This is a genomic window from Protofrankia sp. Cj5 (genome assembly GCF_917627405.1).
GTDB lineage: Bacteria > Actinomycetota > Actinomycetes > Frankiales > Frankiaceae > Protofrankia.
In genome coordinates this window covers 1-22438 of the sequence record NZ_CAKJTO010000036.1, presented here as the reverse complement: position 1 = coordinate 22438, position 22438 = coordinate 1, and the positions used below count along the sequence as shown (strand labels likewise).

18 protein-coding genes are annotated in these 22438 nt (G+C 68.4%); 11 read left to right on the top strand and 7 right to left on the bottom strand.

What is annotated here, in order from left to right:
* The first annotated feature begins 34 nt into the window (after positions 1-34).
* The 3 genes from lpdA (at position 35) to MJ777_RS10200 (ending at position 4015) form a co-directional block, all read left to right on the top strand.
* A complete protein-coding gene (lpdA, locus tag MJ777_RS10210; RefSeq protein WP_239310256.1) occupies positions 35-1417 on the top strand; it encodes a dihydrolipoyl dehydrogenase in 1383 nt (460 codons plus the stop codon).
* A 157-nt stretch (positions 1418-1574) separates the two neighbouring features.
* On the top strand, positions 1575-3038 hold the full coding sequence (locus tag MJ777_RS10205) for a 2-oxo acid dehydrogenase subunit E2 (RefSeq protein ID WP_239375516.1): 1464 nt from the start codon (positions 1575-1577) through the stop codon (positions 3036-3038).
* Between the two features lie 68 nt (positions 3039-3106).
* Positions 3107-4015, top strand: coding sequence for a TIGR01777 family oxidoreductase (locus MJ777_RS10200; RefSeq protein ID WP_239375514.1), 909 nt, complete (start codon positions 3107-3109; stop codon positions 4013-4015).
* 35 nt (positions 4016-4050) lie between these two features.
* Here the strand turns inward: MJ777_RS10200 and MJ777_RS10195 are convergent, their stop codons facing one another.
* Entirely contained in the window at positions 4051-5565 is a 1515-nt protein-coding gene (locus MJ777_RS10195) for a protein kinase (protein ID WP_239375512.1), read from the bottom strand.
* Positions 5566-5767: 202 nt separating this feature from the next.
* On the opposite strand from MJ777_RS10195, the gene MJ777_RS10190 reads away from it, so the two are divergent.
* The 5 genes from MJ777_RS10190 to MJ777_RS10170 all read left to right on the top strand — a co-directional run bounded on the left by MJ777_RS10190 (position 5768) and on the right by MJ777_RS10170 (position 9401).
* Positions 5768-6499, top strand: coding sequence for a peptidase E (locus MJ777_RS10190; protein WP_239311159.1), 732 nt, complete (start codon positions 5768-5770; stop codon positions 6497-6499).
* Between the two features lie 62 nt (positions 6500-6561).
* Entirely contained in the window at positions 6562-7281 is a 720-nt protein-coding gene (gene lipB / locus MJ777_RS10185) for a lipoyl(octanoyl) transferase LipB (RefSeq protein WP_255724028.1), read from the top strand.
* Entirely contained in the window at positions 7278-8249 is a 972-nt protein-coding gene (lipA, locus tag MJ777_RS10180) for a lipoyl synthase (protein ID WP_239311161.1), read from the top strand. The genes lipB and lipA overlap by 4 nt, the downstream gene beginning before the upstream one ends.
* A gap of 84 nt (positions 8250-8333) precedes the next feature.
* A complete protein-coding gene (locus MJ777_RS10175) occupies positions 8334-8552 on the top strand; it encodes a hypothetical protein (RefSeq protein WP_239311162.1) in 219 nt (72 codons plus the stop codon).
* An 84-nt stretch (positions 8553-8636) separates the two neighbouring features.
* The gene (locus tag MJ777_RS10170; protein ID WP_239311163.1) at positions 8637-9401 is read left to right on the top strand and encodes a DUF4191 domain-containing protein; all 765 of its coding nucleotides are present in this window, start codon (positions 8637-8639) and stop codon (positions 9399-9401) included.
* 49 nt (positions 9402-9450) lie between these two features.
* On the opposite strand, the gene MJ777_RS10165 is transcribed toward MJ777_RS10170, so the two are convergent.
* Positions 9451-9921: an RDD family protein gene (locus MJ777_RS10165; protein WP_308127806.1), complete on the bottom strand. Its 471-nt coding sequence runs from the start codon at positions 9919-9921 to the stop codon at positions 9451-9453.
* Positions 9922-10100: 179 nt separating this feature from the next.
* On the opposite strand from MJ777_RS10165, the gene glnA reads away from it, so the two are divergent.
* Positions 10101-11525, top strand: a complete 1425-nt coding sequence (gene glnA / locus MJ777_RS10160; RefSeq protein WP_239311164.1) for a type I glutamate--ammonia ligase — start codon at positions 10101-10103, stop codon at positions 11523-11525.
* A gap of 374 nt (positions 11526-11899) precedes the next feature.
* Positions 11900-12961 (top strand): glutamine synthetase GlnII, encoded by a 1062-nt coding sequence (gene glnII / locus MJ777_RS10155; protein ID WP_239311165.1) that lies wholly within the window; start codon positions 11900-11902, stop codon positions 12959-12961.
* Positions 12962-13026: 65 nt separating this feature from the next.
* Here glnII and MJ777_RS10150 read toward each other — a convergent pair whose 3' ends face one another.
* The gene (locus MJ777_RS10150) at positions 13027-16164 is read right to left on the bottom strand and encodes a bifunctional [glutamine synthetase] adenylyltransferase/[glutamine synthetase]-adenylyl-L-tyrosine phosphorylase (protein WP_239375510.1); all 3138 of its coding nucleotides are present in this window, start codon (positions 16162-16164) and stop codon (positions 13027-13029) included.
* A gap of 219 nt (positions 16165-16383) precedes the next feature.
* The gene (locus MJ777_RS10145) at positions 16384-17742 is read right to left on the bottom strand and encodes a glutamine synthetase family protein (protein ID WP_239311166.1); all 1359 of its coding nucleotides are present in this window, start codon (positions 17740-17742) and stop codon (positions 16384-16386) included.
* 279 nt (positions 17743-18021) lie between these two features.
* Between MJ777_RS10145 and MJ777_RS10140 the strand changes: the two genes are divergently transcribed.
* Positions 18022-19914, top strand: a complete 1893-nt coding sequence (locus MJ777_RS10140) for an NAD+ synthase (protein WP_239375508.1) — start codon at positions 18022-18024, stop codon at positions 19912-19914.
* A 72-nt stretch (positions 19915-19986) separates the two neighbouring features.
* Here the strand turns inward: MJ777_RS10140 and MJ777_RS10135 are convergent, their stop codons facing one another.
* From MJ777_RS10135 to MJ777_RS10125, 3 genes are all read right to left on the bottom strand, one after another.
* Complete coding sequence (locus MJ777_RS10135) at positions 19987-20538, bottom strand: hypothetical protein (protein ID WP_239375506.1); 552 nt, start codon at positions 20536-20538, stop codon at positions 19987-19989.
* Position 20539: 1 nt separating this feature from the next.
* Positions 20540-20905: a PadR family transcriptional regulator gene (locus tag MJ777_RS10130; RefSeq protein ID WP_239347259.1), complete on the bottom strand. Its 366-nt coding sequence runs from the start codon at positions 20903-20905 to the stop codon at positions 20540-20542.
* Positions 20906-21036: 131 nt separating this feature from the next.
* A partial coding sequence (locus tag MJ777_RS10125; protein ID WP_239375504.1) for a hypothetical protein occupies positions 21037-22438 on the bottom strand: 1402 nt, incomplete at its 5' end.

The window sequence follows — 22438 nt, the reverse complement described above, 5'->3', positions numbered from 1 at the left end:
CATCCCAACCAGTCAACGAGAAGGGACGCCTGGCGTGGTGGACTCTGCGGCCGGTCCCGTAGACCTTGTCATCCTCGGTGGTGGTAGCGGCGGTTACGCCGCGGCCCTGCGTGCCGCCGAGCTCGGTCAGGAAGTCGTTTTGATCGAGCAGGACAAGCTGGGTGGCACCTGCCTGCACCGCGGGTGTATTCCAACCAAGGCACTGCTGCACTCAGCGGAGATCGCGGACAATATCCGCGAAAGCGAGAATTACGGAATCCGATCAACCTTCGACGGAATCGATATAGCAAAAGTCAATGCCTACAAGGACTCGGTGGTCAGCAAGCTCTACCGCGGCCTCACCGGCTTGGTGAAGGGCCGCGGCATCGAGATCGTCGAAGGGCACGGACGGCTGGTCTCCCCCACCGCCGTCGCCGTGGGCGACCGGGTCATCTCCGGCCGCCATGTGGTGCTCGCAACCGGCTCCCGGTCGAAGTCACTGCCTGGCCTGGAAATCGACCATCGCCAAGTGATCACCAGCGACGACGCCCTGGCGCTCGACCGCGTACCGGCGTCCGCCGTGGTTCTCGGCGCTGGCGCGATCGGCTGCGAGTTCGCCTCGGTATGGCGTTCCTTCGGCGCTGACGTCTCGATCGTCGAGGCGCTGCCACATCTGGTCCCGTTGGAGGAGGAGTCCAGCTCCAAGCTGTTGGAGCGGGCGTTGCGCCGCCGCGGCGTCAAACAGCATCTGGGTGCCCGGTTCGCCGGTGTGAAGAGTACCGACGCGGGTGTCACGGTGTCCCTGGAGGACGGAACGACCATCGAAGCCGAAGTGCTGCTCGTCGCGGTCGGGCGCGGTCCGGTCTCCGAAGGGCTCGGCTACGACGAGGTCGGCATCGCGATGGACCGCGGCTTCGTCCTCGTCGACCATCAGCTACGGACGAACGTGCCGACCGTTTCCGCAATCGGCGACCTGCGGCCGGGGCTCCAGCTCGCCCACGTCGGATTCGCCGAGGGCATCTTCCTCGCGGAGAGCCTCGCCGGGCTGAGCCCCGCGCACGTCGACTACGACAACGTCCCGCGGGTCACCTACTCCTCGCCCGAGGTGGCGTCGGTGGGTCTGACGTCGGCCAGGGCCACCGAGCTGTACGGCGAGATCGTGACGCACACCTACGACCTCGCGGGCAACGGCAAGGCGCAGATCCTCCAGACCGCGGGTGCCGTGACGCTGGTCGCTCTGCCCGACGGACCGGTGGTGGGCATCCACATGGTGGGTGACCGAGTCGGCGAACTGATCGCCGAAGCCCAGCTCATCACCAACTGGGAGGCCACCGCCACCGACGTCGCCCAGCTCATCCACCCGCATCCGACCCTGTCGGAGGCGATCGGCGAGGCTCACCTCGCCCTCGCCGGCAAACCACTGCACTCCCACAACTAACTCCCACAACCAAGTCCACTACGTCCAAAGCCGGTGGCGGCGCGAGAGAATCATGATCGCGTCGCCTTAAGCAGACCAGTTACTGACAGGCCCACAGCGTTTGCGGCCACTCCCCGTCGCCCACGGTCGGCCGGACGCCACGAAGGAGTCCTACCCCATGTCTGTGTCCGTCACGATGCCCCGTCTGGGTGAGAGCGTGTCCGAGGGCACCGTCATCCGCTGGCTGAAAAAGGAAGGCGAGCGCGTCGAGGCTGACGAGCCGCTTCTCGAGGTCAGTACGGACAAGGTCGATACCGAGATCCCAGCGCCCGCCTCCGGCGTGATCAGCGCCATCCGAGTCGCCGAGGACGAGACGGTCGAGGTCGGCGTCGAGCTTGCCGTCATCGACGAGGGTGCGGCAGCGGGGCAGGGCGCGCGCCAAGACCTGGCGGCCTCCACTGGCCAGACACCCGCGCCTGCCGTAGCCGTCACGCCACCGCCTCCGGTACCCCCGGCTCCCGCGCCGGTGGCGGCCCGGACACCCCCGGCGGCCGTTCCGGCCCAGGAGTTCACGCCGGCCCAGGCCGGCGAAACCCCGGCCAACGGCAACGGCTCGCTCGGGGCCTACGTCACCCCGCTGGTCCGGCGGCTCGCGGCCGAGCACGATGTGGACCTGTCCGCGGTGACGGGTACGGGTATCGGCGGCCGTATCCGCAAGCAGGACGTCATCGACGCCGCGCGCACACCGGCCGATGCGACCGCCACGCCCACCACTCCGGCTCCGACTCCGGCTCCGGCTCCGGCTCCGGCGGTAACGCCGGCTCCAGCGGTGGCACCGGCACGGGCCGTGGCGGCGGCCCCGGCGTCCGTGTCGCCAGTGCCGTCCGTGTCGCCAGTGCCGGCTCCCGCGCCGGTTTCACTGCGCGGCCGCACGGAGAAGATGTCGCGGCTGCGATCGGTCATTGCGCAGCGGATGGTCGAGTCCCTACAGGTCAGTGCCCAGCTCACCACGGTTGTCGAAGCCGACGTCACCCGCGTGGCCCGTCTGCGGGACCGCGCGAAGGCCGCGTTCGAGGCACGGGAAGGCGTCAAGCTCTCCTTCCTGCCGTTCTTCGCGGTCGCCGTCTGCGCAGCGTTGCGGGAGTACCCGAACCTCAACGCCAGCGTCAACGTCGAGCAGGGGACGATCACCTACTACGACACCGAGCACCTGGGCATCGCGGTGGACACCGACCGGGGGCTGCTCGTCCCGGTCATCCACCACGCCGGGGATCTCAACCTCACCGGCATGGCACGCAAGATCGACGATCTGGCAACCCGAACCAGGGACAACCGCGTGTCACCGGACGAGCTGGGCGGCGGTACCTTCACGCTGACCAACACCGGCAGCCGTGGCGCCCTGTTCGACACGCCGATCATCAACCAGCCTCAGGTCGGCATCCTCGGCACCGGTTCCGTGGTCAAGCGGCCTGCCGTCGTGGATGACCCCGAACTGGGCGAAATCATCGCGGTGCGGTCGAAGGTGTACCTCGCGCTCACCTACGATCACCGGATCGTCGACGGCGCCGACGCGGCTCGTTTCCTCACCGCCGTCCGCCGCCGGCTGGAGGAAGGCGCGTTCGAGGCCGAACTGGGCCAGTAGGATCAGCTGCCGGCATCCGTGGTGGGCCCGCCTCGCCGGCCCACCACGGACAGGCAAGAATCCGACCAGTGAACATCGCTGTTACCGGTACCACCGGTCTGATCGGCTCCGCGCTTGTCCCGGCCCTGCGCGGCGGCGGGCATACTGTGCGCGCCCTCGTCCGCCGGCCGCCGCGGAACAGCCTGGAGATCTACTGGGATCCAGGCCAGGGCATCCTTGACCCGACGGCGCTGACCACTGTCGATGCCGTCGTCCACCTTGCCGGCGCCGGGGTCGGGGATCATCGTTGGACCAGCGGCTACAAGAACAAGATCCTCAATAGTCGAGTAGCCGGCACGACGCTGCTCGCGGCTGCTCTCGCCGATCTGGACGAGCGTCCGCGGGTGCTGCTGTCGGCCAGCGCGGTCGGCTGGTACGGCGACACCGGGGAGCGTGAGGTCGACGAGTCCGCACGCCCCGGGACCGGCTTCCTCGCCGAGGTCACGGCCGCGTGGGAAGCCTCCACCGCGGTCGCCGAACATGCCGGGGTGCGTGTGTGCCATCTGCGTTCAGGTGTTGTGTTGTCCACCCGCGGCGGAGCACTCGCCAGACAGCTCCCGCTCTTTCGGCTCGCTCTCGGCGGCCGGCTCGGATCGGGCCGCCAATGGCTGAGCTGGATCACGCTCGCCGACGAGATCGCGGCGATCCGTTTTCTGCTCACCGCCGACGCCGTTCACGGCCCGGTGAACCTGACCAGCCCCGAGCCGGTCACCAACGCGGCCTTCACCCGCGCGCTCGGCGCGGCGCTGCGCCGCCCGGCGATCATGCCGGTACCCGCGGCGGCGTTGCGAGTCGCGCTGGGCGACTTCGCCGACGAGGGTGTGCTCGTCTCCCAGCGGGTCAGACCGCGGGTGCTCACCGAAGCCGGCTTCACCTTCTCCCACCCCGCCATCGACGCCGCCCTGGCGGCTGCCATCACCCGCGCGGACGGTGACTGACACCGCTGAGCGATCGGCAGCACGATCAACGGCATTCAGCCGACGGTGTCGACCTTGGCGATCCGCCAGCCCTGCTCGGCCCTGACCATGGCGATGTCCCACTGTTGCCGGTCATGCCCAGGCTGACTGGCGAGGACCTTTCCCGAGGCGTCCACATAACTGTACGGAGGGAGCCGATCGGTGACTCGTAGTACGGACTTCTCGCTTCCAGCCTCCCTGACAGCAAGATCAATAATCTCCTGATGTAAGCCGACCGCATGGCCACCGCGCGCGACCATCTGCCGCATCAGCACCACATCCCGGGCATAGGCGGTGCTACCGGCGGCGTCCACATCGGTCAGACCTGCCTCGTTCGCCTGTTCGAACGCCCGGCTGCGGGCAACGTCCAAGCCCGCCAGGACATCCCGCCAGCCCTGCTCGGACGGCAAGCCCGTGGCGGGAGCCGCATCGAGTTGACGCGCCTGCCGCGGAGCGGACCGGACGGCGACCAGCAGGCCACCGACCGCCAGCGCCGCGATCACGGTGACCACAGCCACGATGACCAGGATGCGCCGCTGGCCGGAGAACCCGGCGCGCGGTTCGCCATGCGCGGCGACAGTACGCACAAGGGCCGCGCGAGAGCTCGACCCGCGAGAGCTCGACCCGCGAGAGCTCGACCCGCGAGAGCTGGAGGCACGTGAACCGCCAGCGGTGCCGGCCGCCTGGGCGCGCGGCGACCGGGCCGATCGTGGCATCGTGTGGGCGGGCGGCTTTGTCCGCAGGCCGCGGCTGGCGGGTTCAAGCTGGGCATCGTCGGCTCCGGTCGGCTGCGGGGGCAGCGGCAGCGGCAGCGGAGTGACCGCGTCGCTGACGAAGCGAACCGGCGCCGGATTGCAGCTGTGCGCCAAGGCCGCGACCAGCTCCTCCGCCGTGGGCCTGCGGACGGGATCATCAACCAGGGCCGGCGCGACCGCCACCGCAACGGCCGCCGCGTCCGGACCGGTCGCCTGCGGCATCGTCGCGAGCAGCAGACTCGCGAGATCGCTGACGTCCGCTGCCGGTGTCGTGACCACACCTGCCAGGCCCGCGACGCCGACACCGGCGAGCACCGGCCGGCCGTTCGGCTCCAACAGGACATCATCAAGATCAAGTTGCCCGTGGGTGAACCCGGCGGCATGCGCCGCGGCCAGCGCCTGAGCCAGTGGTAACCCCACCGTGACCACCTCGCCGGGGTCGAGGCGTTCCCGCGTCCCCAACAGCTGGCCCAGACTGATCGCCCCGGTAACGGGCTCGGCGATCACCGCGAGGCCCTCAGCCGTGGCGATCACATCGATAAGCGGGAGGAGGTGCGGATGCGAAAGCCCGACCAGGGCTCGCGCCGCCCGCATCGCGGCATCCCTCGCCACGGCGTCCGGTGGCAGCCGCACCCGGCGGACCACGCACTCGGCTCCCGTGGCCACCATGCGGCCGGCCCAGACCTCGCCGGCACCACCGTCTCGCACACGGGCCCGCAATACCACCCCGGGAATGACCGGACCAGCCGGAATCCCGCGCCGTCCGCGAGAACCCATGGAATCGTCCACTGCTGCCACAAGCCGTGACGGTAGGCCGAAAAAGCAATTCTGTGCAGCCGTCTCCATAAACCTGTGGATAACTCGTGTGAACGCCTGGCCCGACGATAGGCTCCCACCGGGCACACCGCTTCGCGCCGCTCCGGGCCGCCGCGTGCGGCGAGCGCCGGCCAACGGATGCGACCGGGACGGGGGCTACACCATGAACATTCTCGCGACCAGCGCCGGCTTCGCGCCGGACGGGCGGTGGGGCATCCGGGTCGGCCCGGTCATCCGCCACGCGCTGCACCTGGCCCAGAGCCCGGCACGTCCCAAGCTCTGCCTGCTGGCGACGGCCAGCGGTGACGACCCGGCGAGCTACGCGCGCTACTACGCGGCACTCGCACGTGATCTGCCGGACGTGCGCGTGTCCCATCTCGCCCTGTTCCCCATGCCGAACGTGGCCGACGTACGCGCGCACCTGCTGGATCAGGATGTGATCTGGGTGGGCGGTGGCAGCGTCGCGAACCTGCTCGCGGTGTGGCGGGTCCACGGCCTCGATTCGATCATGAAAGAAGCGTGGCAGGCCGGGGTTGTCCTGGCCGGCGTGTCCGCGGGGTCGCTGTGTTGGCATGCCGGCGGTACCACCGACTCGTTCGGGCCGGACCTGCGGCCAGTCACTGATGGGCTCGCTCTGCTGCCGTTCAGCAACACGCCGCACTACGACTCCGAAGCCGGCCGGCGGCCGTTGTACCGCGGGCTGGTCGCCGCGGGCATCCTGCCGCCCGGTTGGGCCACCGATGACGGCGTCGGCCTGCACTTTCGCGGCACCGAGCTGGTGGAGGCGGTCGCCGACCGGGCCGACGCGTACGCCTGGCGGGTCGAGCGGGACTCGGCCGTGGAGGCAGGCGCCCGGGAGACGCAGGTGGTCCCCCGGCGCCTGCCAGATGTGTGACCCAGACGGCGTCTTCCTGTCCGCGCTGGGACAGCACCACAGGTCAGCGTAGCCTCGTGTGCATGGAGGTCATGCGGCTGGGCCTGGTTCCCTACGACGATGCCTGGCGGCTCCAGCGTTCGCTGGCCGACCGGCGGATCGCTGACCAGACAGGCGACACGTTGATCCTCCTGGAACACCCCGCCGTCTACACGGCTGGTCGCCGTACCCAGCCATGGGAACGCCCGGTTGACGGCACCGCGGTGGTGGACGTCGACCGAGGCGGAAAGATCACCTGGCACGGCCCCGGCCAGCTCGTGGGTTATCCGGTCGTGCGCCTGCCAACGCCGCTGGATGTGGTGGCCTACGTCCGCGCGCTGGAGAACGGGCTGATCGCAGCCTGTGCCGACCTCGGCCTCCCGACCGCGCGGGTGACCGGACGCAGCGGCGTATGGACCACCGACGGCGCACGCAAGCTCGCGGCGATCGGTGTACGGGTGCGTTCCCGCGTCGCCTATCACGGCTTCGCGCTCAACTGCTGCCCGGACCTGGCCGCCTTCAGCCGGATCATCCCGTGCGGGATCGCCGACGCCGCGGTGACCAGCCTCAGCCAGGAGCTCGCCCGGACCGTGACGGTCGCCGAGGCCCTGCCCATCGTGACGGACCGCCTGGTCAACGTGCTGACAGCCTTCACGGCGCCCGGCCCGGCCGGCGGCCAGGCGGTGGCCTCAACGCTGTCGTCAGCCCTGCCACCACCGGACCGGGCGACCGAGACGGTACGCGAGCCGGAGATGGCAGGGTGACCGCGGTCACGCCGGACGGCAGAAAGCTGCTGCGGCTGGAGCTACGCAACGCGGCAACGCCGATCGAGCGCAAACCGCCCTGGATCCGCACCCGGCTGCGGACCGGCCCGCGGTACTCCGGCATCCTGGATCTCGTCCACGACAAGGGCCTGCACACGGTGTGCGAGCAGGCCGGCTGCCCGAACATCTACGAGTGCTGGGAGGACCAGGAGGCGACCTTTCTCATCGGTGGGGAAGTGTGCACCAGGCGTTGTGATTTCTGCCAGATCGATTCGGGACGACCGGGCGCGTTCGACGCCGACGAGCCCCGTCGGGTCGCCGAATCGGTCCGCGTCATGGGCCTGCGCTACGCGACCGTGACCGGAGTCGCACGCGATGACCTGCCCGACGGTGGGGCGTGGCTGTACGCGCAGACGGTCCGGGAGATCCATACGCTGTGCGGCGCCGTCGGTGTTGAACTGCTCATCCCTGACTTCCACGCCCGTGCCGAGCAGCTCGCCGAGGTGTTCGGCGCGGCTCCCGAGGTGCTCGCCCACAACATCGAGACGGTACCGCGGGTGTTCCGCCGGATCCGGCCGGGATTCCGCTATGACCGGTCGCTGGAGGTTCTCCGCGCCGCCCGCGCGGCCGGTCTGGTGACCAAGTCCAACCTGATCCTCGGCCTCGGGGAAGAGCCAGCGGAGATCCTCGCGACCATGGCCGACCTGCTGGATGCCGGCTGTGAGCTGCTGACGATCACGCAGTACCTGCGGCCCAGCCCACGGCATCACCCGGTGCGGCGCTGGGTAGACCCCACGGAGTTCACCGAGCTGCGGGCGGAGGCGGAGCGGATGGGGTTCGCGGGGGTGCTGTCAGGTCCGCTGGTCCGGTCCTCCTACCGCGCGGGCCGGATGTACCAGCAAGCGATCGAGCAACGCGCCAGCACCGGAGGCGAAGCGACCAGGCGACACAATAATTACGCAGAGTAGCCACCGGAGTGGTGCACCCGCCCCAAGGGAACTAGGCTCACCGGAAGGTCACTCGTCCGCCACCCGTGGATGACGATCGAGATCATGACTGAACAATGCCTACGACCGGTCCGGGAGGTCCGTGTGGTCGTGCTGAGGTCACTCCTGACCGCTGTTGAGGAACTCACCCTGCTGCTGCTGCCGCACGGCGGCCAGCGGACCGCGCGCCGCAACGCGTGGCGCGCCGCCGCCGAGATCTCGTTGCCGGTGGGCCGCATACCACCACAGATCGGCGGACGGATCGTGTTCGCCACCGAGCGCTGAACAATCGATCACCAAAGAGGCGATCATTTTATACTGAAGAGCACGGTACGGGTATCCGTCCCGCCGGGTCGTAGGCTCGCGGTCATGGCGCGTAAGAACAGCTCCGGCAATGACTCGCCGAGCACTGGTACGACAAAGGCCCGAGTGACGGCCTCGGGACGCAAGCAACAGCTGGACGCCACGGGGGGCAAGGCCCGACCCGGCCGCCTCGCGCAGGTCAGGACGGTGTACCGGCTCACTCGGGAACGCGATCCGCGCGCGCTCTGGTGGTCACTGGTTGGCCTCGTCCTCCCTGTCGCCATCGGCGTGCTGCTCAGTGTGCTGGTCGGGCGGCTGTGGATATGGCTGCCCATCGGGATCATGCTGGGTCTTGTCAGCGCCATGAACATCTTCAGTCGGCGCGTGCAGCGGACCGCTTACGCCGAGATGGAGGGGCAGCCCGGCGCGGCCGCCGGAATCGTCGAGCGCATGCGCGGCGACTGGCGGCTCACGCCCGCGGTCGCGGTCAACCGTCACCAGGACGTGGTGCATCGCGTGGTGTGCCGAGCCGGCGTCGTGGTGATCGCCGAAGGCCGCGGCCGCGGTCAGCGTGAGCTACTCGGCAACGAGGTGCGGCGGATCCGCAAGGTGATCGGCGAAACACCTGTCCACGACATCGTCATCGGCACCGGGCCCGGCGAGGTGCCCCTGCCCAAGCTGCAGGGAACCCTCATGCGGCTGCCCCGCACCCTACGGCGCGGCGAGGTTGATCCCGTCGAACGGCGGTTGCGGGCGGTGACCGCGCCTTCCCTGCCCATCCCGAAGGGGCCGATCCCCCGCAACATCCCCCGCGGGGGGAAGATGCGCTGACCTCGTGCCCCGCAACGGGCGCCCCCTATTGCCGGGCGCTCTTAGCGCCCTAACCACGACCCGCGTCGCGGACGACCACGGTGCCAGCGGCGCGGTCGTGGGTGGCACGCAGGTCGCGGTCCCAGATGAAGGCCGGGACAAGCAGACCGAGAAGCACCGTACGAACAGCCACCCAGCGCCACCCCGCCCGGCCATGGTCACGCACCCGGATGACACCGATGCCCGCCAGCCGCATCCCGATGGTCTGTCCGTTCGCCGCGATCAGGACGAACTCCTCCAGCAGGAACGCAAGGTAGACGGCGAGCCCGCGGGCATCGACCGAGTAGCGGACCCCGAAGAGCACCGGGACACCCACCAGCAGGTTGGCCACGATGGCGTCCACCGTGAACGCGGCCAGCCGGTGGCCGAAACCGGCTACCGCGCCAGAACCTTCGGCCGGTAGGCCGAGCCGTACGCCGGGAGGTGAGTCCCGGGGCAGTTGCGGACCTTCCAGCCAGTTCCCGAGCGCGCGTCCCACCACGCAAGCGTATGCCTCACGGGCCATCCCGGAGAAACGATCACCGTGAGCAATACATTAGCCACACGTTACCGACGGGAAACTTCTTCGTCATATCAGCGGAACTGCATCAGGTTACGGTCCGCATCAGGGCATCGCGTATCCTTCCATCCACACAGCCATGAAGCTTCCTTGGAGGGTGGATGTTCATAAAGGCCGAAGATGTGCTTCGCTACATCGCGGACGAGAGCGTTGAGTTCGTCGACGTCCGCTTCTGCGACCTTCCCGGAATTATGCAGCACTTCACGATCCCGACCGAGGTCTTCGCCGAGTCGGTGTTCACCGATGGGCTGATGTTCGACGGGTCGTCGATACGTGGCTTCCAGGCGATCCACGAATCGGACATGTTGCTCCTACCGGACCCGAGCACAGCCTTCGTCGATCCTTTCCGTGAGCACAAGACGCTCGCGATGACCTTCTTCATCCACGACCCGATCACAAAGGAGGAGTACTCCCGCGACCCACGCAACACGGCGAAAAAAGCCGAAGCCTACCTGCGGGGCACGGGTTTTGCGGACACCGCCTACTTCGGCCCGGAGGCCGAGTTCTACATCTTCGACGACGTTCGCTATGACTACAGCCCGTACGGTTCCATGCACGCTGTCGACTCCATCGAAGCAGCCTGGAACACGGCCCGCAAGGAGGACGGCGGGAACCTCGGCTACAAGCCCCGGTTCAAGGGCGGCTACTTCCCCGTACCCCCGACCGACCACTTCACCGATCTGCGCTCGGAGATGACAAGGGCGCTGTTCCGGGCCGGCATCACCGTCGAGATGCAGCACCACGAGGTGGGGACCGCGGGGCAGGCGGAAATCGACATCCGGTACAGCACGCTCCTGCGGACCGCCGACAACCTGATGCTGTACAAGTACATCATCCGCAATGTTGCCTTGTCCCGCGGCAAAACCGTGACGTTTATGCCCAAGCCACTGTTCCAGGACAACGGCTCGGGCATGCACGTCCACCAGAGCCTCTGGCAGGGCGACGAGCCGCTGTTCTACAGCGAGAGCGGCTACGGCGGCCTGTCCGAGCTGGCCCGGTACTACATCGGTGGGCTGCTTCACCACGCGCCGGCGCTGCTGGCGTTCACGAACCCGACCACGAACTCCTACCGGCGGCTGGTGCCGGGCTACGAGGCGCCGGTCAACCTCGTCTACTCGGCGCGCAACCGCTCGGCCTGCTGTCGCATCCCGCTCAGCGGTGCCTCACCCAAGGCGAAGCGGATCGAGTTCCGCGTGCCCGATCCGAGCTGCAATCCCTACCTGGCCTTCGCTGCCATGCTCATGGCCGGCCTGGACGGCATCCGCAACAAGATCGAGCCGCCGGACCCGATCGACAAGGATCTCTACGATCTGCCGCCGGACGAGCTGGCCGCGGTGCCGCAGGTGCCGGGATCGCTCGAGAAGGTGCTGGAAGCCCTCGAGGCCGACCACGATTTCCTGACCGAGGGCGACGTGTTCACGCCCGACCTGATCGAGACATGGATCGACTACAAACGTGTCCACGAGGTGGACGCTATTCGTCTCCGCCCGCATCCCTATGAGTTCCAGCTCTACTACGACATCTGACAACTGACGGCGGACAGCTGAGACGGCGGGCCGCGGACAGCTGCCCGCGGCAGCGGACCGCAATATAACCGGACAGCAGGATATGGGATGGCGCCCGCTTCGCGGAAAACCGCGGACCGGGCGCCGTCGCATGGCTGGGTACGCGCACGGCGGACTTTGTTCACGGCTGCCGGAATGCCAGTTCGGGCAGCCCGGGAAATGAACTGTCCAGCAATGCGCGATTGACCGAAAATTTACCGTGGTGGAACCGTGCGGAAACGGGGCTCAACAAAGATCCGGACGAGCCCTCCTGTCACCCGCGGCCGGGGTCGGGCGATCCGCAGGTGCGCGATGAGAAACTTCGCTATGTGCTACGCCAACCACGGGGAGTATGAGTGAGCTACCAGGCCGAGTACATCTGGATCGACGGCACCAGGCCGGAACCTCTGATGCGGAGTAAAACCCGCATCGTCGCCGACGGCAAGGAACCGGACATCTGGGGCTTCGACGGCTCGAGCACCAACCAGGCACCCGGATTCAATTCGGACTGCGTGCTGCAACCGGTGTTCACCTGTCCGGACCCGCTGCGCGGCAGGGATAACGTTCTGGTGCTGTGCGAGGTCCAGCTGACCGACTTCACTCCGCATCCGACCAACACCCGCGCCTTCTGCCGACAGGCCGCTGAGAAGTACGCGGACCAGTCCCCCATGTTCGGAATTGAGCAAGAGTACACCTTCTTCCAGCACGGGCGGCCACTCGGCTGGCCCGCGGTGGGCTTTCCGGCCCCACAGGGCCCCTACTATTGCGGTGTCGGCGGCGAGAAGATGGTCGGCCGTGCCATCGTCGAGAGGCACACGCAGGCCTGCCTTGACGCGGGCCTGTCCATCGAGGGGACCAACGCCGAGGTCATGATGGCCCAGTGGGAGTTTCAGATCGGGGTGCTCCCGCCTCCCGCCATCGGTGACCAGCTCTGGATCGGCCGCTGGTTGCTGCACCGGGTGGCCGAGGACTTCGACGTCACCGTCTCGTTCGCGGCGAAGCCGATCCCCGGCGACTGGAACGGCGCGGGCGCGCACACCAACTTCTCCACCAAGGCCACGATGGAAAGCTGGGAAGCGATCGTCACCGTATGCGAGGCTCTCGGCACCCGTGTGCTGGAGCATGTCGAGAACTACGGTGACGGGATCGAGAAGCGCCTGACGGGTCAGCATGAGACCGCTCCGCACGACGCGTTCTCCTGGGGTGCCTCCGACCGCGGCGCGTCGATCCGCATCCCGTGGGCGGTGGAGAAAGCCAAGAAGGGCTGGATCGAGGACCGTCGCCCGAACGCCAACATGGACCCGTACCTCGTCACCGGTCTGATCGTCGACACCTGTTGCAGCGCGCTGGCCGGCGGGAGGCCCATCTTGGCCATCCCAGGCCAAAAGGAGGCGGCCGAGACCGCCGTCACGGCCTGATCGTCACCATCGCGGATAGCGGGCTTTCCCGTGCCACACCCATGGCGTCGCACGGGGAAAGCCCACTATCCGACGGACGGCCCAGCTACCGCTTCGCGGGCGAAAAGAGCCTCGGCCACCGCGCGCGCACGTGCGCTCATCCGCTGGTAGTCGCCGAGCAACGCCTCGCTCTGGTCCGCCGCGTAGCCGACCGCCCGCGCGACCCTGGCCAGCGCCCGCGGTTCACGCGGCAGCACGTCCCCGGGACGCCCGCGGGCCAGCGTGATCGCGTTGCGGAGCCGGGACGCGAAGATCCATGCGTCCGCCAGGGCCGCGGCCTCGGCAGGGTCGAGCAGGCCGGCCGCGGTGGCCGCCCGAAGCCCGGCAAGCGTTGACGTCGTACGCAACGCCGCTATCGCCCGGCCGTGACGCAGCTGCAGCACCTGCACCACCCACTCCACATCGGTAAGGCCGCCGGGCCCGAGTTTCAGATGCAGGGAACGATCAACGCCTCGCGGGATGCGCTCGGCCTCCATCCTGCCTCGCAGCCGGACGACCTCGGCCACCGTGCCAGGGGGCAGAAACGCCGGGTAGCGGATCTCATCCACCCAGTCGCGGAACCGGTCGCCCAGTTCCGTGTCGCCGGCGACCGGCCGCGCCCGCAACAGCGCCTGTGCCTCCCAGCCTGCCGACCACCGGCGAAAGTAGGCCGCGTAACTGGCCGGCGTACGGGTCATCGGGCCCGCGCTGCCCTCCGGGCGCAGCTGCACGTCAAGGATCAGCGGCGGGTCGCCGGCGGGCACGGCGAGCAGCCGGCGCAGTTCGGCCACGACCGCACCCGCGGCATCGGCCGCTTCGCTGTCGGTGACACCGATCCCAGCACCGGCTGTCGTGCCGTCCGCCCGGCCATCGATCGGCTCGTGGACGAACACGACATCCGCGTCGCTGCCGTAGGACAGTTCACCACCGCCGAGACGGCCCATGGCCATCACCGCGATCCGTACCGGCAGCGGCCGGCCGGCCTGTCGCTCGAAGCGCCGTTCCGCCACGAACAGAGCGGCCTCGATGGTCGCGGCCGCCGCGTCCGACAGCGCCCGGCCGACCGCGGCGGCGTCCAGCAGCCCGAGCACATCCGCGCAGGCAACCCGGACGAGTTCGACCCGACGTACCGCCCGTGCCCGCCCAACCGCCTGCTCCCCGGACGGATTGCGGCGGGCAACCGCGATCATTACCTGAACCAGCTGGTCACGGGTGCGGGGACGCAGGTCGTCGATAGTCCGCAGCAGCCGCACCGATTCCGGCGCGCGCTGCATCAGGTCCGCGGCATAGCTGCTCGTCGCCAGTACGCGGCACAGCCGTTCAGCCGCACCGCTGTCGTCCCGCAGCAGCCGCAGATACCAGGGCGTGTGGCCCAGCGCATCGCTGACCTGACGGTAGGCGAGCAGACCGGCGTCGGGGTCGGCCGCGTCGGCGAACCAATGCAACATCGCCGGGAGCAGGCGGCGTTGGATCGTGGCCGTCCGGCTGACACCGTTGGTCAGCGCCTCGATGTGGCGCAGCGCGCGTGCGGTGTCGGCAAACCCCAGCGCCGCCAGCCGATCCCGGGCCTCCGCGGGCGTGAGCCGGACCTCCTCGACCGACAGCCGTGCCACCGCCGCCAGCAATGGCTGGTAGAAAAGCCGCTCGTGCAGCCGGCGCACGAACCGGGCGACCCGGGCATGCTCGTTCTGGATCTCCTCCGCGGATGTGAAACCAAGAGATCGGGCCAACCAGCGCAGCTCACCGGGGTCGCGGGGCAGGGTGTGCACCCGGCGGAGCCGTTGCAGCTGCAGGCGGTGCTCGGTAGCTCGCAGGAAGCGGTACGCGTTCGCGAGACCGGCCGCGTCCCGGCGGGCCACATAGCCACCGCGGGCGAGCGCGTCGAGCGCGGACAGCGTCGAGACCGTCCGCAGCTTGGGGTCGGTCCGGCCGTGGACGAGCTGGAGCAGCTGGACGGCGAACTCGACATCGCGCAGCCCGCCCGGACCGAGTTTGAGGTTACGGTCAGCGTCTCCCGGCGGCAGCGACCGTTCCACCCGCCGCCGCATCGTCTGGACGTCGCTGACGAACCCCGGCCGCGACGCGGCTGACCAGACCAGCGGCCTGACCGCGGCGCAGAACCGCGCTCCCAGCTCATGGTCGCCCGCGACCGGGCGCGCCTTGAGCAGCGCCTGGAACTCCCAGGTTCTCGCCCATCGCCGATAGTAGGCGTCGTGGCTGGCCAGCGTACGCACCAGCGAGCCGTCCCGGCCCTCGGGCCGCAGCCCCACGTCGAGCTGGAACAACATGCCCTCACGGGTGACCGCCCCACACGCACGGACCATCCCCTCCGCGAGACGGGTGGCCACCTCCAGCGCGGCGGCCTCGTCGGCCCGGTCGTCCTGAGTACCGCCGCCGGACCGTCCAGGTTCCGCTACGAACAGGACGTCGACGTCGCTGACATAGTTCAGCTCCCGGCCACCGCACTTACCCATACCGATGACGGCGAGACGAACCGGCGCCGCCGCCGGCCGCACCGCCGACCGCGCCACGGCGAGCGCGGCGTCAAGGGCGGCTCCGGCGAGGCCGGCAAGCTCCGCGGTGGCATCATCAAAGGACACAGCGCCGGTGAGATCACGAGCCGCGAGGACGAACAGAGCACGACGATAGGCAACGCGCAGCGCGTCCAGAACATCGGTACCGTCCCCGACGGCGCGCGGCTCGGCCTCCTGCGGGTCCGCTCCGACAGCACGCAGCAGGCGCGCACGGGTGACGCGGTCGTTCGGCGCGGCCCGCAGCACGCCGTCGTCAGCGATCACCCGCCAGTCGGTGGGATGGCGGACCAGATGGTCGCCGAGCGCGGTACTCGCACCGAGCACCGCGACGAGCCGGCCGCGCAGCCCCGGCTGACCGGCCAACGCCGCGAGCAGCTCACGCCCGGCCGCGGGCGGCGCTGTCGCCACGATCCGTTCCAGCGCCGCGAGCGCCAGATCGGGATCAGCCGCCCGCGAGAGCGCCACCAGGACAGGGCTGCGTGAGAGGTCGACGCCTGGCCGGTCGGCAGCGCCGGGCGGCGCCGCGCCGACAGCGGCGCTGACACCGGTACCACCGCTGACGCCAGTGGCCCCGCTGGGGCTGTCGGTACCGGCGAGCAGCCCGAGCCGCCCCATGCTGGCAACGGATCTGTCGACATTACTGAAACCCATCCGAGCCAGCTGCGCCTGGATGGAGCTCCCCCGTGGATGGGTGTGGCTAGAGGCTCCGGCAACAGGACTGTCCGGCTCGCGCAGTCCGAGCGGCGCCTCGCGTCGTTGCCGTCGGTCGACGCCCAAACCAGGGCGCCTCCCTCCGCCGCCTCGCGATCCATCCACCCGGACACCGCTCCCTGATCGAACGCCCTGCTGCCGGAGCCTCTTAACTGCCGGTCACAATATCGGTAGATACCGGTCAATCTCGAAGGGTGTGACCTGACGGCGGTACTCGGCCCATTCGGCACGTTTGTTCCGCAGGAAGAACTCGAAAAGGTCGTCGCCGAGCGTCTCACGAACCAGCGTGGATCTTTCCATGGTGGCAATCGCCTCCGCCAACGAACCGGGCAACGCCGTGATACCCCGCTCATGGCGCTGCGACTCGCTGAGCGTCCACACGTCGTCGGCCGCTGGCGGTGGGAGTTCGTAACCCTCCTGGATCCCGCGCAGGCCAGCCGCGAGAATCAGCGCGAAGGCGAGATAGGGGTTGCACGCGCTGTCGGGCGAGCGGAACTCGATGCGGGCCGTATTCGGCTTGTTCGGTTTGTACAACGGCACCCGCACGAGTGCGGACCGGTTGTTGTGTCCCCAGCAGACGTAGGCGGGCGCCTCCAGCACCTCGCCGGCACGCTGGTCACCGATGATCCGCTTGTACGAGTTCACCCACTGGTTGGTGACCGCGGTGATCTCGGCGGCGTGCCGGAGGAGGCCGGCGATGAACGCCTGCGCGACCTTGGAGAGATGGTAGGCATCGGTCGGGTCGTGAAACGCGTTCCGATCACCTTCGAAAAGGCTCAGATGGGTGTGCATACCGGACCCGGCCTGATCACTGTAGGGTTTCGGCATGAAAGTCGCGTAGACGCCCTGCCGGCGAGCTACCTCCTTCACCACCTGGCGAAAAGTCATGATATTGTCAGCGATGGTGAGTGCGTCGGCATACCGTAGATCAATTTCCTGCTGGCCGGGCGCGACCTCGTGGTGGCTGAACTCGACCGATATCCCCAGGCGTTCCAAGACCCCGATGACCTGCTGTCGGAATTCATGACTGACGTCGTTCGGTGTCAGGTCGAAATATCCGGACTCGTCCACCGGTGATGGTACCGGAGCACCACGTGCCGGCGCCTGCCGCAGTAGGAAGAATTCTATCTCGGGATGGGTGTAGAAAGTGAAACCAGCATCCGCCGCGCTGGCCAGTATACGACGCAGAACCCAGCGCGAATCCGCCGGGGACGGCGTACCGCCGGGCATGACGAGGTTGCAGAACATCCGGGCGGTAGCCGGGTTCTCACCGCGCCAGGGCAGCACCTGGAATGTCGACGGATCCGGTTTCGCGAGCATGTCGGCTTCGTGTACGCGGGCGAACCCCTCGATCGAGGAACCATCGAAACCGATGCCCTCGGCCAACGCCCCCTCAAGTTCAGCCGGCGCGATCTCGACGGACTTCAGCACCCCAAGCACGTCGGTGAACCACAGCCGGACAAACCGGATATCTCGTTCCTCCATCGTACGCAGGACGAACTCCTGCTGCTTGTCCATGACCGCCTCCGCGCTGAGAGTCGGGCTCGCCGTCGCGGGCGGGCGAGGTTCAACCGGGCTGGCGGCAACGCGATCACGAAGAACCCATTTGATCACAAAACAATCTGTCTGGCGGGAGAGGGATCTCCCCGCGTCACCCGAGGCCCGTCAGGTTGCTAACGCCGACCATAGCGACTGACCTGCCCACACGCTCTCATGCAGCCGCCACGGCCGCAGCCCTCAGCTCTTCGGCAGCGCGGAAAACATGATCGCGCAACCTTTGGGCTCTAGGCTGCACCCATGGCCCAGTTGCGTGTCGCGCTCGCTCAGGTCAACACCACAGTAGGAGATCTTGAAGCAAACGCGGACCTGGTGAGCGAATGGGTACGGCTCGCCGCACGCCGCGGGGCTCACCTGGTGGCGTTCCCCGAGATGACGCTCACCGGGTACCCCGCGGAGGATCTCGTCCTGCGCCGTTCGTTCGCCGCGGCGTCCCGCGACGCCGTCGATCGCCTTGCCCGACGACTGGCCGACGAGGGCAGCGGGGAGCTGGCCGTGATCGTGGGTTACCTCGGCACCTCCCGCGCTCCTACGCCGCGCCTGGGCCGTCCCGCGGGCGAGCCACAGAACGCTGCCGCGGTGTTGTGGCGTGGTGAGGTCGTGGCCCGCTACGCCAAGCACCACCTACCGAACTACGGCGTGTTCGACGAGTTCCGCTATTTCGTCCCCGGTTACGACTTCCCGGTCTTCCGGCTGCACGGCGTGGATGTAGGGCTCACCATCTGCGAGGACCTCTGGCAGGACGGCGGGCCGGTCGCGGTCGCGCGGGCCGCCGGGGTGAACCTGCTGGTGTGCGTCAACGGGTCACCGTACGAACGCGGAAAGACGTTCCAACGTGACGAGCTGTCAGCCCGGCGAGCGCGTGAGGCCGGCGCCGCGCTCGTGTACGTCAACCTTGTCGGCGGCCAGGACGAGCTCGTCTTCGACGGTGGTTCGCTCGCGGTCGACGCCGCCGGCCGCCTCCTCGCCCGCGCCGAACAGTTCACCGAGACGCTGCTGACCGTCGACCTGGACCTGCCGACCGGCGCTGCCGCCCTGGCCGCGGGCAGGGCGGCAGGCGAGGGGACCTCGGTGGACGCGGGCGACGGCACCGCGATGACGGTGACCCGGCTGCCGCTGGCGAGCGAGCCTGTCCCGGCGTTCGATGCCGAGGCGCCGGTCGTGGCGCACCGACTGGACTCCGCGGCCGAACTGTACCGCGCGGTAGTCACCGGCACCCGGGACTACGTCCGCAAGAACGGGTTCACCTCGGTCGTACTCGGCCTGTCCGGCGGCATCGACTCAGCGCTGGTCGCCGCGATCGCCGTGGACGCTCTCGGCGCCGAGCAGGTGCACACCGTCGCGATGCCGTCGATCCACTCGTCGACCGGGTCGGTGGACGACGCGGCCGAGCTCGCCAGGCGGACCGGTGTCACACACACCGTGATCCCGATCCAGCCGGTGGTCGACTCCTTCCACCGCGCGCTCACCGCTACCGGCGGGCTCGCCGGTCTGGCCGCGGAGAACCTGCAGGCCCGGGTCCGCGGGACGCTGCTGATGGCGCTGTCGAACGCCCACGGCCAGCTGGTACTCACCACCGGCAACAAGAGCGAGCTCGCGACCGGGTTCTCCACCCTCTACGGCGACAGCGCGGGCGGCTTCGCCCCGATCAAGGATGTGCCCAAGACCCTGGTCTGGGAACTCGCGCGCTGGCGTAACGCGGAAGCCGACCGCCAGGGCGAGACCCCGCCCATCCCCGAAGAGATCATCGTCAAGCCGCCGTCCGCCGAGCTCGCTCCCGGCCAGCTCGACTCGGACCGGCTGCCGGACTACTCCACCCTGGACGCCGTGCTCGACGACTACGTCGAGCGCGACCAGGGCCGCACCGAACTGATCACAGCAGGTCACAGCCCCGAAACCGTGGAACGGGTGATCCGGCTGGTGGACCTCGCCGAGTACAAACGCCGGCAGAATCCCCCTGGACCGAAGGTGACGTCGAAGGCCTTCGGTCGCGACCGCAGGCTACCGATCACCTCCCGCTGGCGGGAACACCCGACCCGACCGTCCACCGTCGAACCACCCACCAGCGAGCCGCCCCCTGCCAGTTCACCTACTGTCCGTTCACCTACTGCCGAGTCACTCACCGCCGAATGATCGACCGAAGACCCGGCCATACCAATCGGCTGGTTCAGCGTCGCGCGGCTGCCGGGTGAGCGCCCACCGTTCTCAGTCGTCGGCATTCCTGCGGCGCCAGGCCGGCAGCAATCGCCAGAGTCGACCGCCGAGGATGAACGCCACGGCGAAGCCGGCGTAGACCAACGGGGTCCACGCTCCCCCGAGTGTGCTGTACCTGCCGTCGACAAAGGTGTACGTGGTCTCCTGGTTCAGATACGTGAACCCGTGCCAGTGGAATGTGCCGCTGGCGTGTGGATCGACCGCGCGAATGCCGTCACCAAAGGCAGTCTGCCCGACCGCCACCAGCTTGGTCATCAAGAGGACCGCGAGGAGCATGCAGGCGGCTCCGGTCCTCCACTCAGGCCGGGGCTGCCACTCCCCGTATTCGGCGGCCAGGTAGCCCGCCGCGAGCCGGCGCAGGTTGCCCAGGCGCCGCAGCGCTTCGGCAGTGCCGACATCGTCCGCGGCGGCGCGCAGGTTGGTACGCACCTCTCGGCGCTGAGTGATCCGCGATTTCCTCGGCAGATCGGTCAGATAGGTGTCGAGCGTCCACACCGCGCGTTCAATACGCAACCGGTCGGCCCAGGTCAGGCTACGAGTCATGTCAGACCTCCTCGGAAGGTGGGGCAGGCTGCGCAGGGATCGGCCGGGACAGCACCGGGTTGACCACGTCGGCGAGCGACAGCCAGTGGACGGTCCCCTGTGCCAGCGCCGCGTAGCCCGCCTCGGTGGGTCGGTAGTACTTGCGGGCAGGCCCTGAGCGAGAGGTGACCAGCCGGCTGGTCACCCGGCCTTCGCGCTCCAGCCGGGTCAGCGCCGGATAGACGGTGCCGTCCGAGATGTCGGACAGGCCGATCTCGCGAAGACGTTGCACCAACTGGTACCCATACGACTCGCGTTCGGCGAGCAGGCACAGCAGCAGCAGTGACAGCACGCCTTTGAGGAGCTGCGGATCGTGAGCGTTGGGCATGCAAGTAAATTTAGCAAGCTACCTTGCTATGTCAAGTAGCAGGCCAAAAAAAATAAGCGGCGGGCACGAGCTCTCCTCGTTGCCATGGCCGCCTGCCGCCGCGAACCGCGGAGCCTTCGGGTACGTCCTCGCTACTCCATAAGGGTGATACGTACAGCATTCAATGCGTCACGGCCCGCCTCGATCACCGCGTAGGAATGGCCAGGCATGATCAATAAGATGGTCCCCGGCGGCTGGCCGTTCATCTCGGAGAGGTCCAGCGCGGTACCGAAGATTGCCAGGCCGACGGCGGCGCCGACGATCGTGGCCGGATCGGACGACGCCTGCGCGAATCCCGGCAGGCCGACCCGGGTGCCGGGCCGCAGGCTGGCGGCCATCTCCGGGGTGAACAGGTTCGCTGTGTACATCCATCCGTGGTATGTCCTGACCTTGAGATCAGGAAGATCCTTCTCATAGGCGGTTGTGCGGTGGATGCCGTTGTGACCCCGCACCACCAAGGCGAGGAGATCGTTGGGCGTCAACAGCGCCCGGCCAGAACCGCTCTCCACGAACCGTTCCACCGCATCGAGCAGCTCGGCCGCCCGCACGGCACCGACCCGCCGCAGTAGTTCACCGGCAGTGGACATCCCGCTGCTGGACCACCCCCAGGGGGAACTCGCGCCGGTGGCGGGGCGGGACGCATTCGTGGCTCCGGTGGCGCTGGTCTTCCGGCCACCGCCTGGGCTGCCGACAACCGGCGCGGAATCCGGCGGATCCGAAGAATCATGGCGAAGCGTCACAAACGTCGAGCCGGGCTCTGGCCAGTCCTCGACCATCAGGTCAATCTCAGTCGACGGGTCGACAACGGCGACGGTCACCGCCGCCGAATCCACGTTCAGCACGGTGGAGGCGTCCCGGCCGGTGCCCGGCGGGAACTGCACGACAGTCATGTCAGCGTAGGTCTCCGGCAGCGTGTTCGAGACCGTCAGCGGATGGTCGGACGCGGCTTGTAGCCAGTGGGTGACAGCATCCTCCGACATGGAGGGCAAGATCGCGTACACGGGTTCCTGGACGACTGGTAGATGATGGAGCATTTCAGAGAAGGTTGTATCGGCGCCCCACCGCAAAGCCATCGAAGACTGCCCCGCCACCAAACCACCCATAGGTATCCCAGCCGCAGCCAACGCCACCGCCAGATCATCCACCGTCACATCCACCCGCCCACCATCCGCGGTAAACCGCGACCACCCACCAGAACCCACCACCGGACCCGGAACACCCGTCACACTGACACCGGTCGCCGCCGAAATAACCCGCCCATCCGGCAGATGCCACACATCCTGCGACGACGCAACAACATCCACACCCAGAACATCCCGCAACCCAGCAGCGAACCCAGCCCCCGCACCACACACCACCAAAACAATCGGCTGACCATCCCCGGGAAGAAACCCACGAATACGATCCGCGAACTGCACCGGCGTCAACAGCTCATCACCCCAGCGAACACCACCGGTGGCCGCATCCGCATGCCCGAAAATCACCGTGTGACCC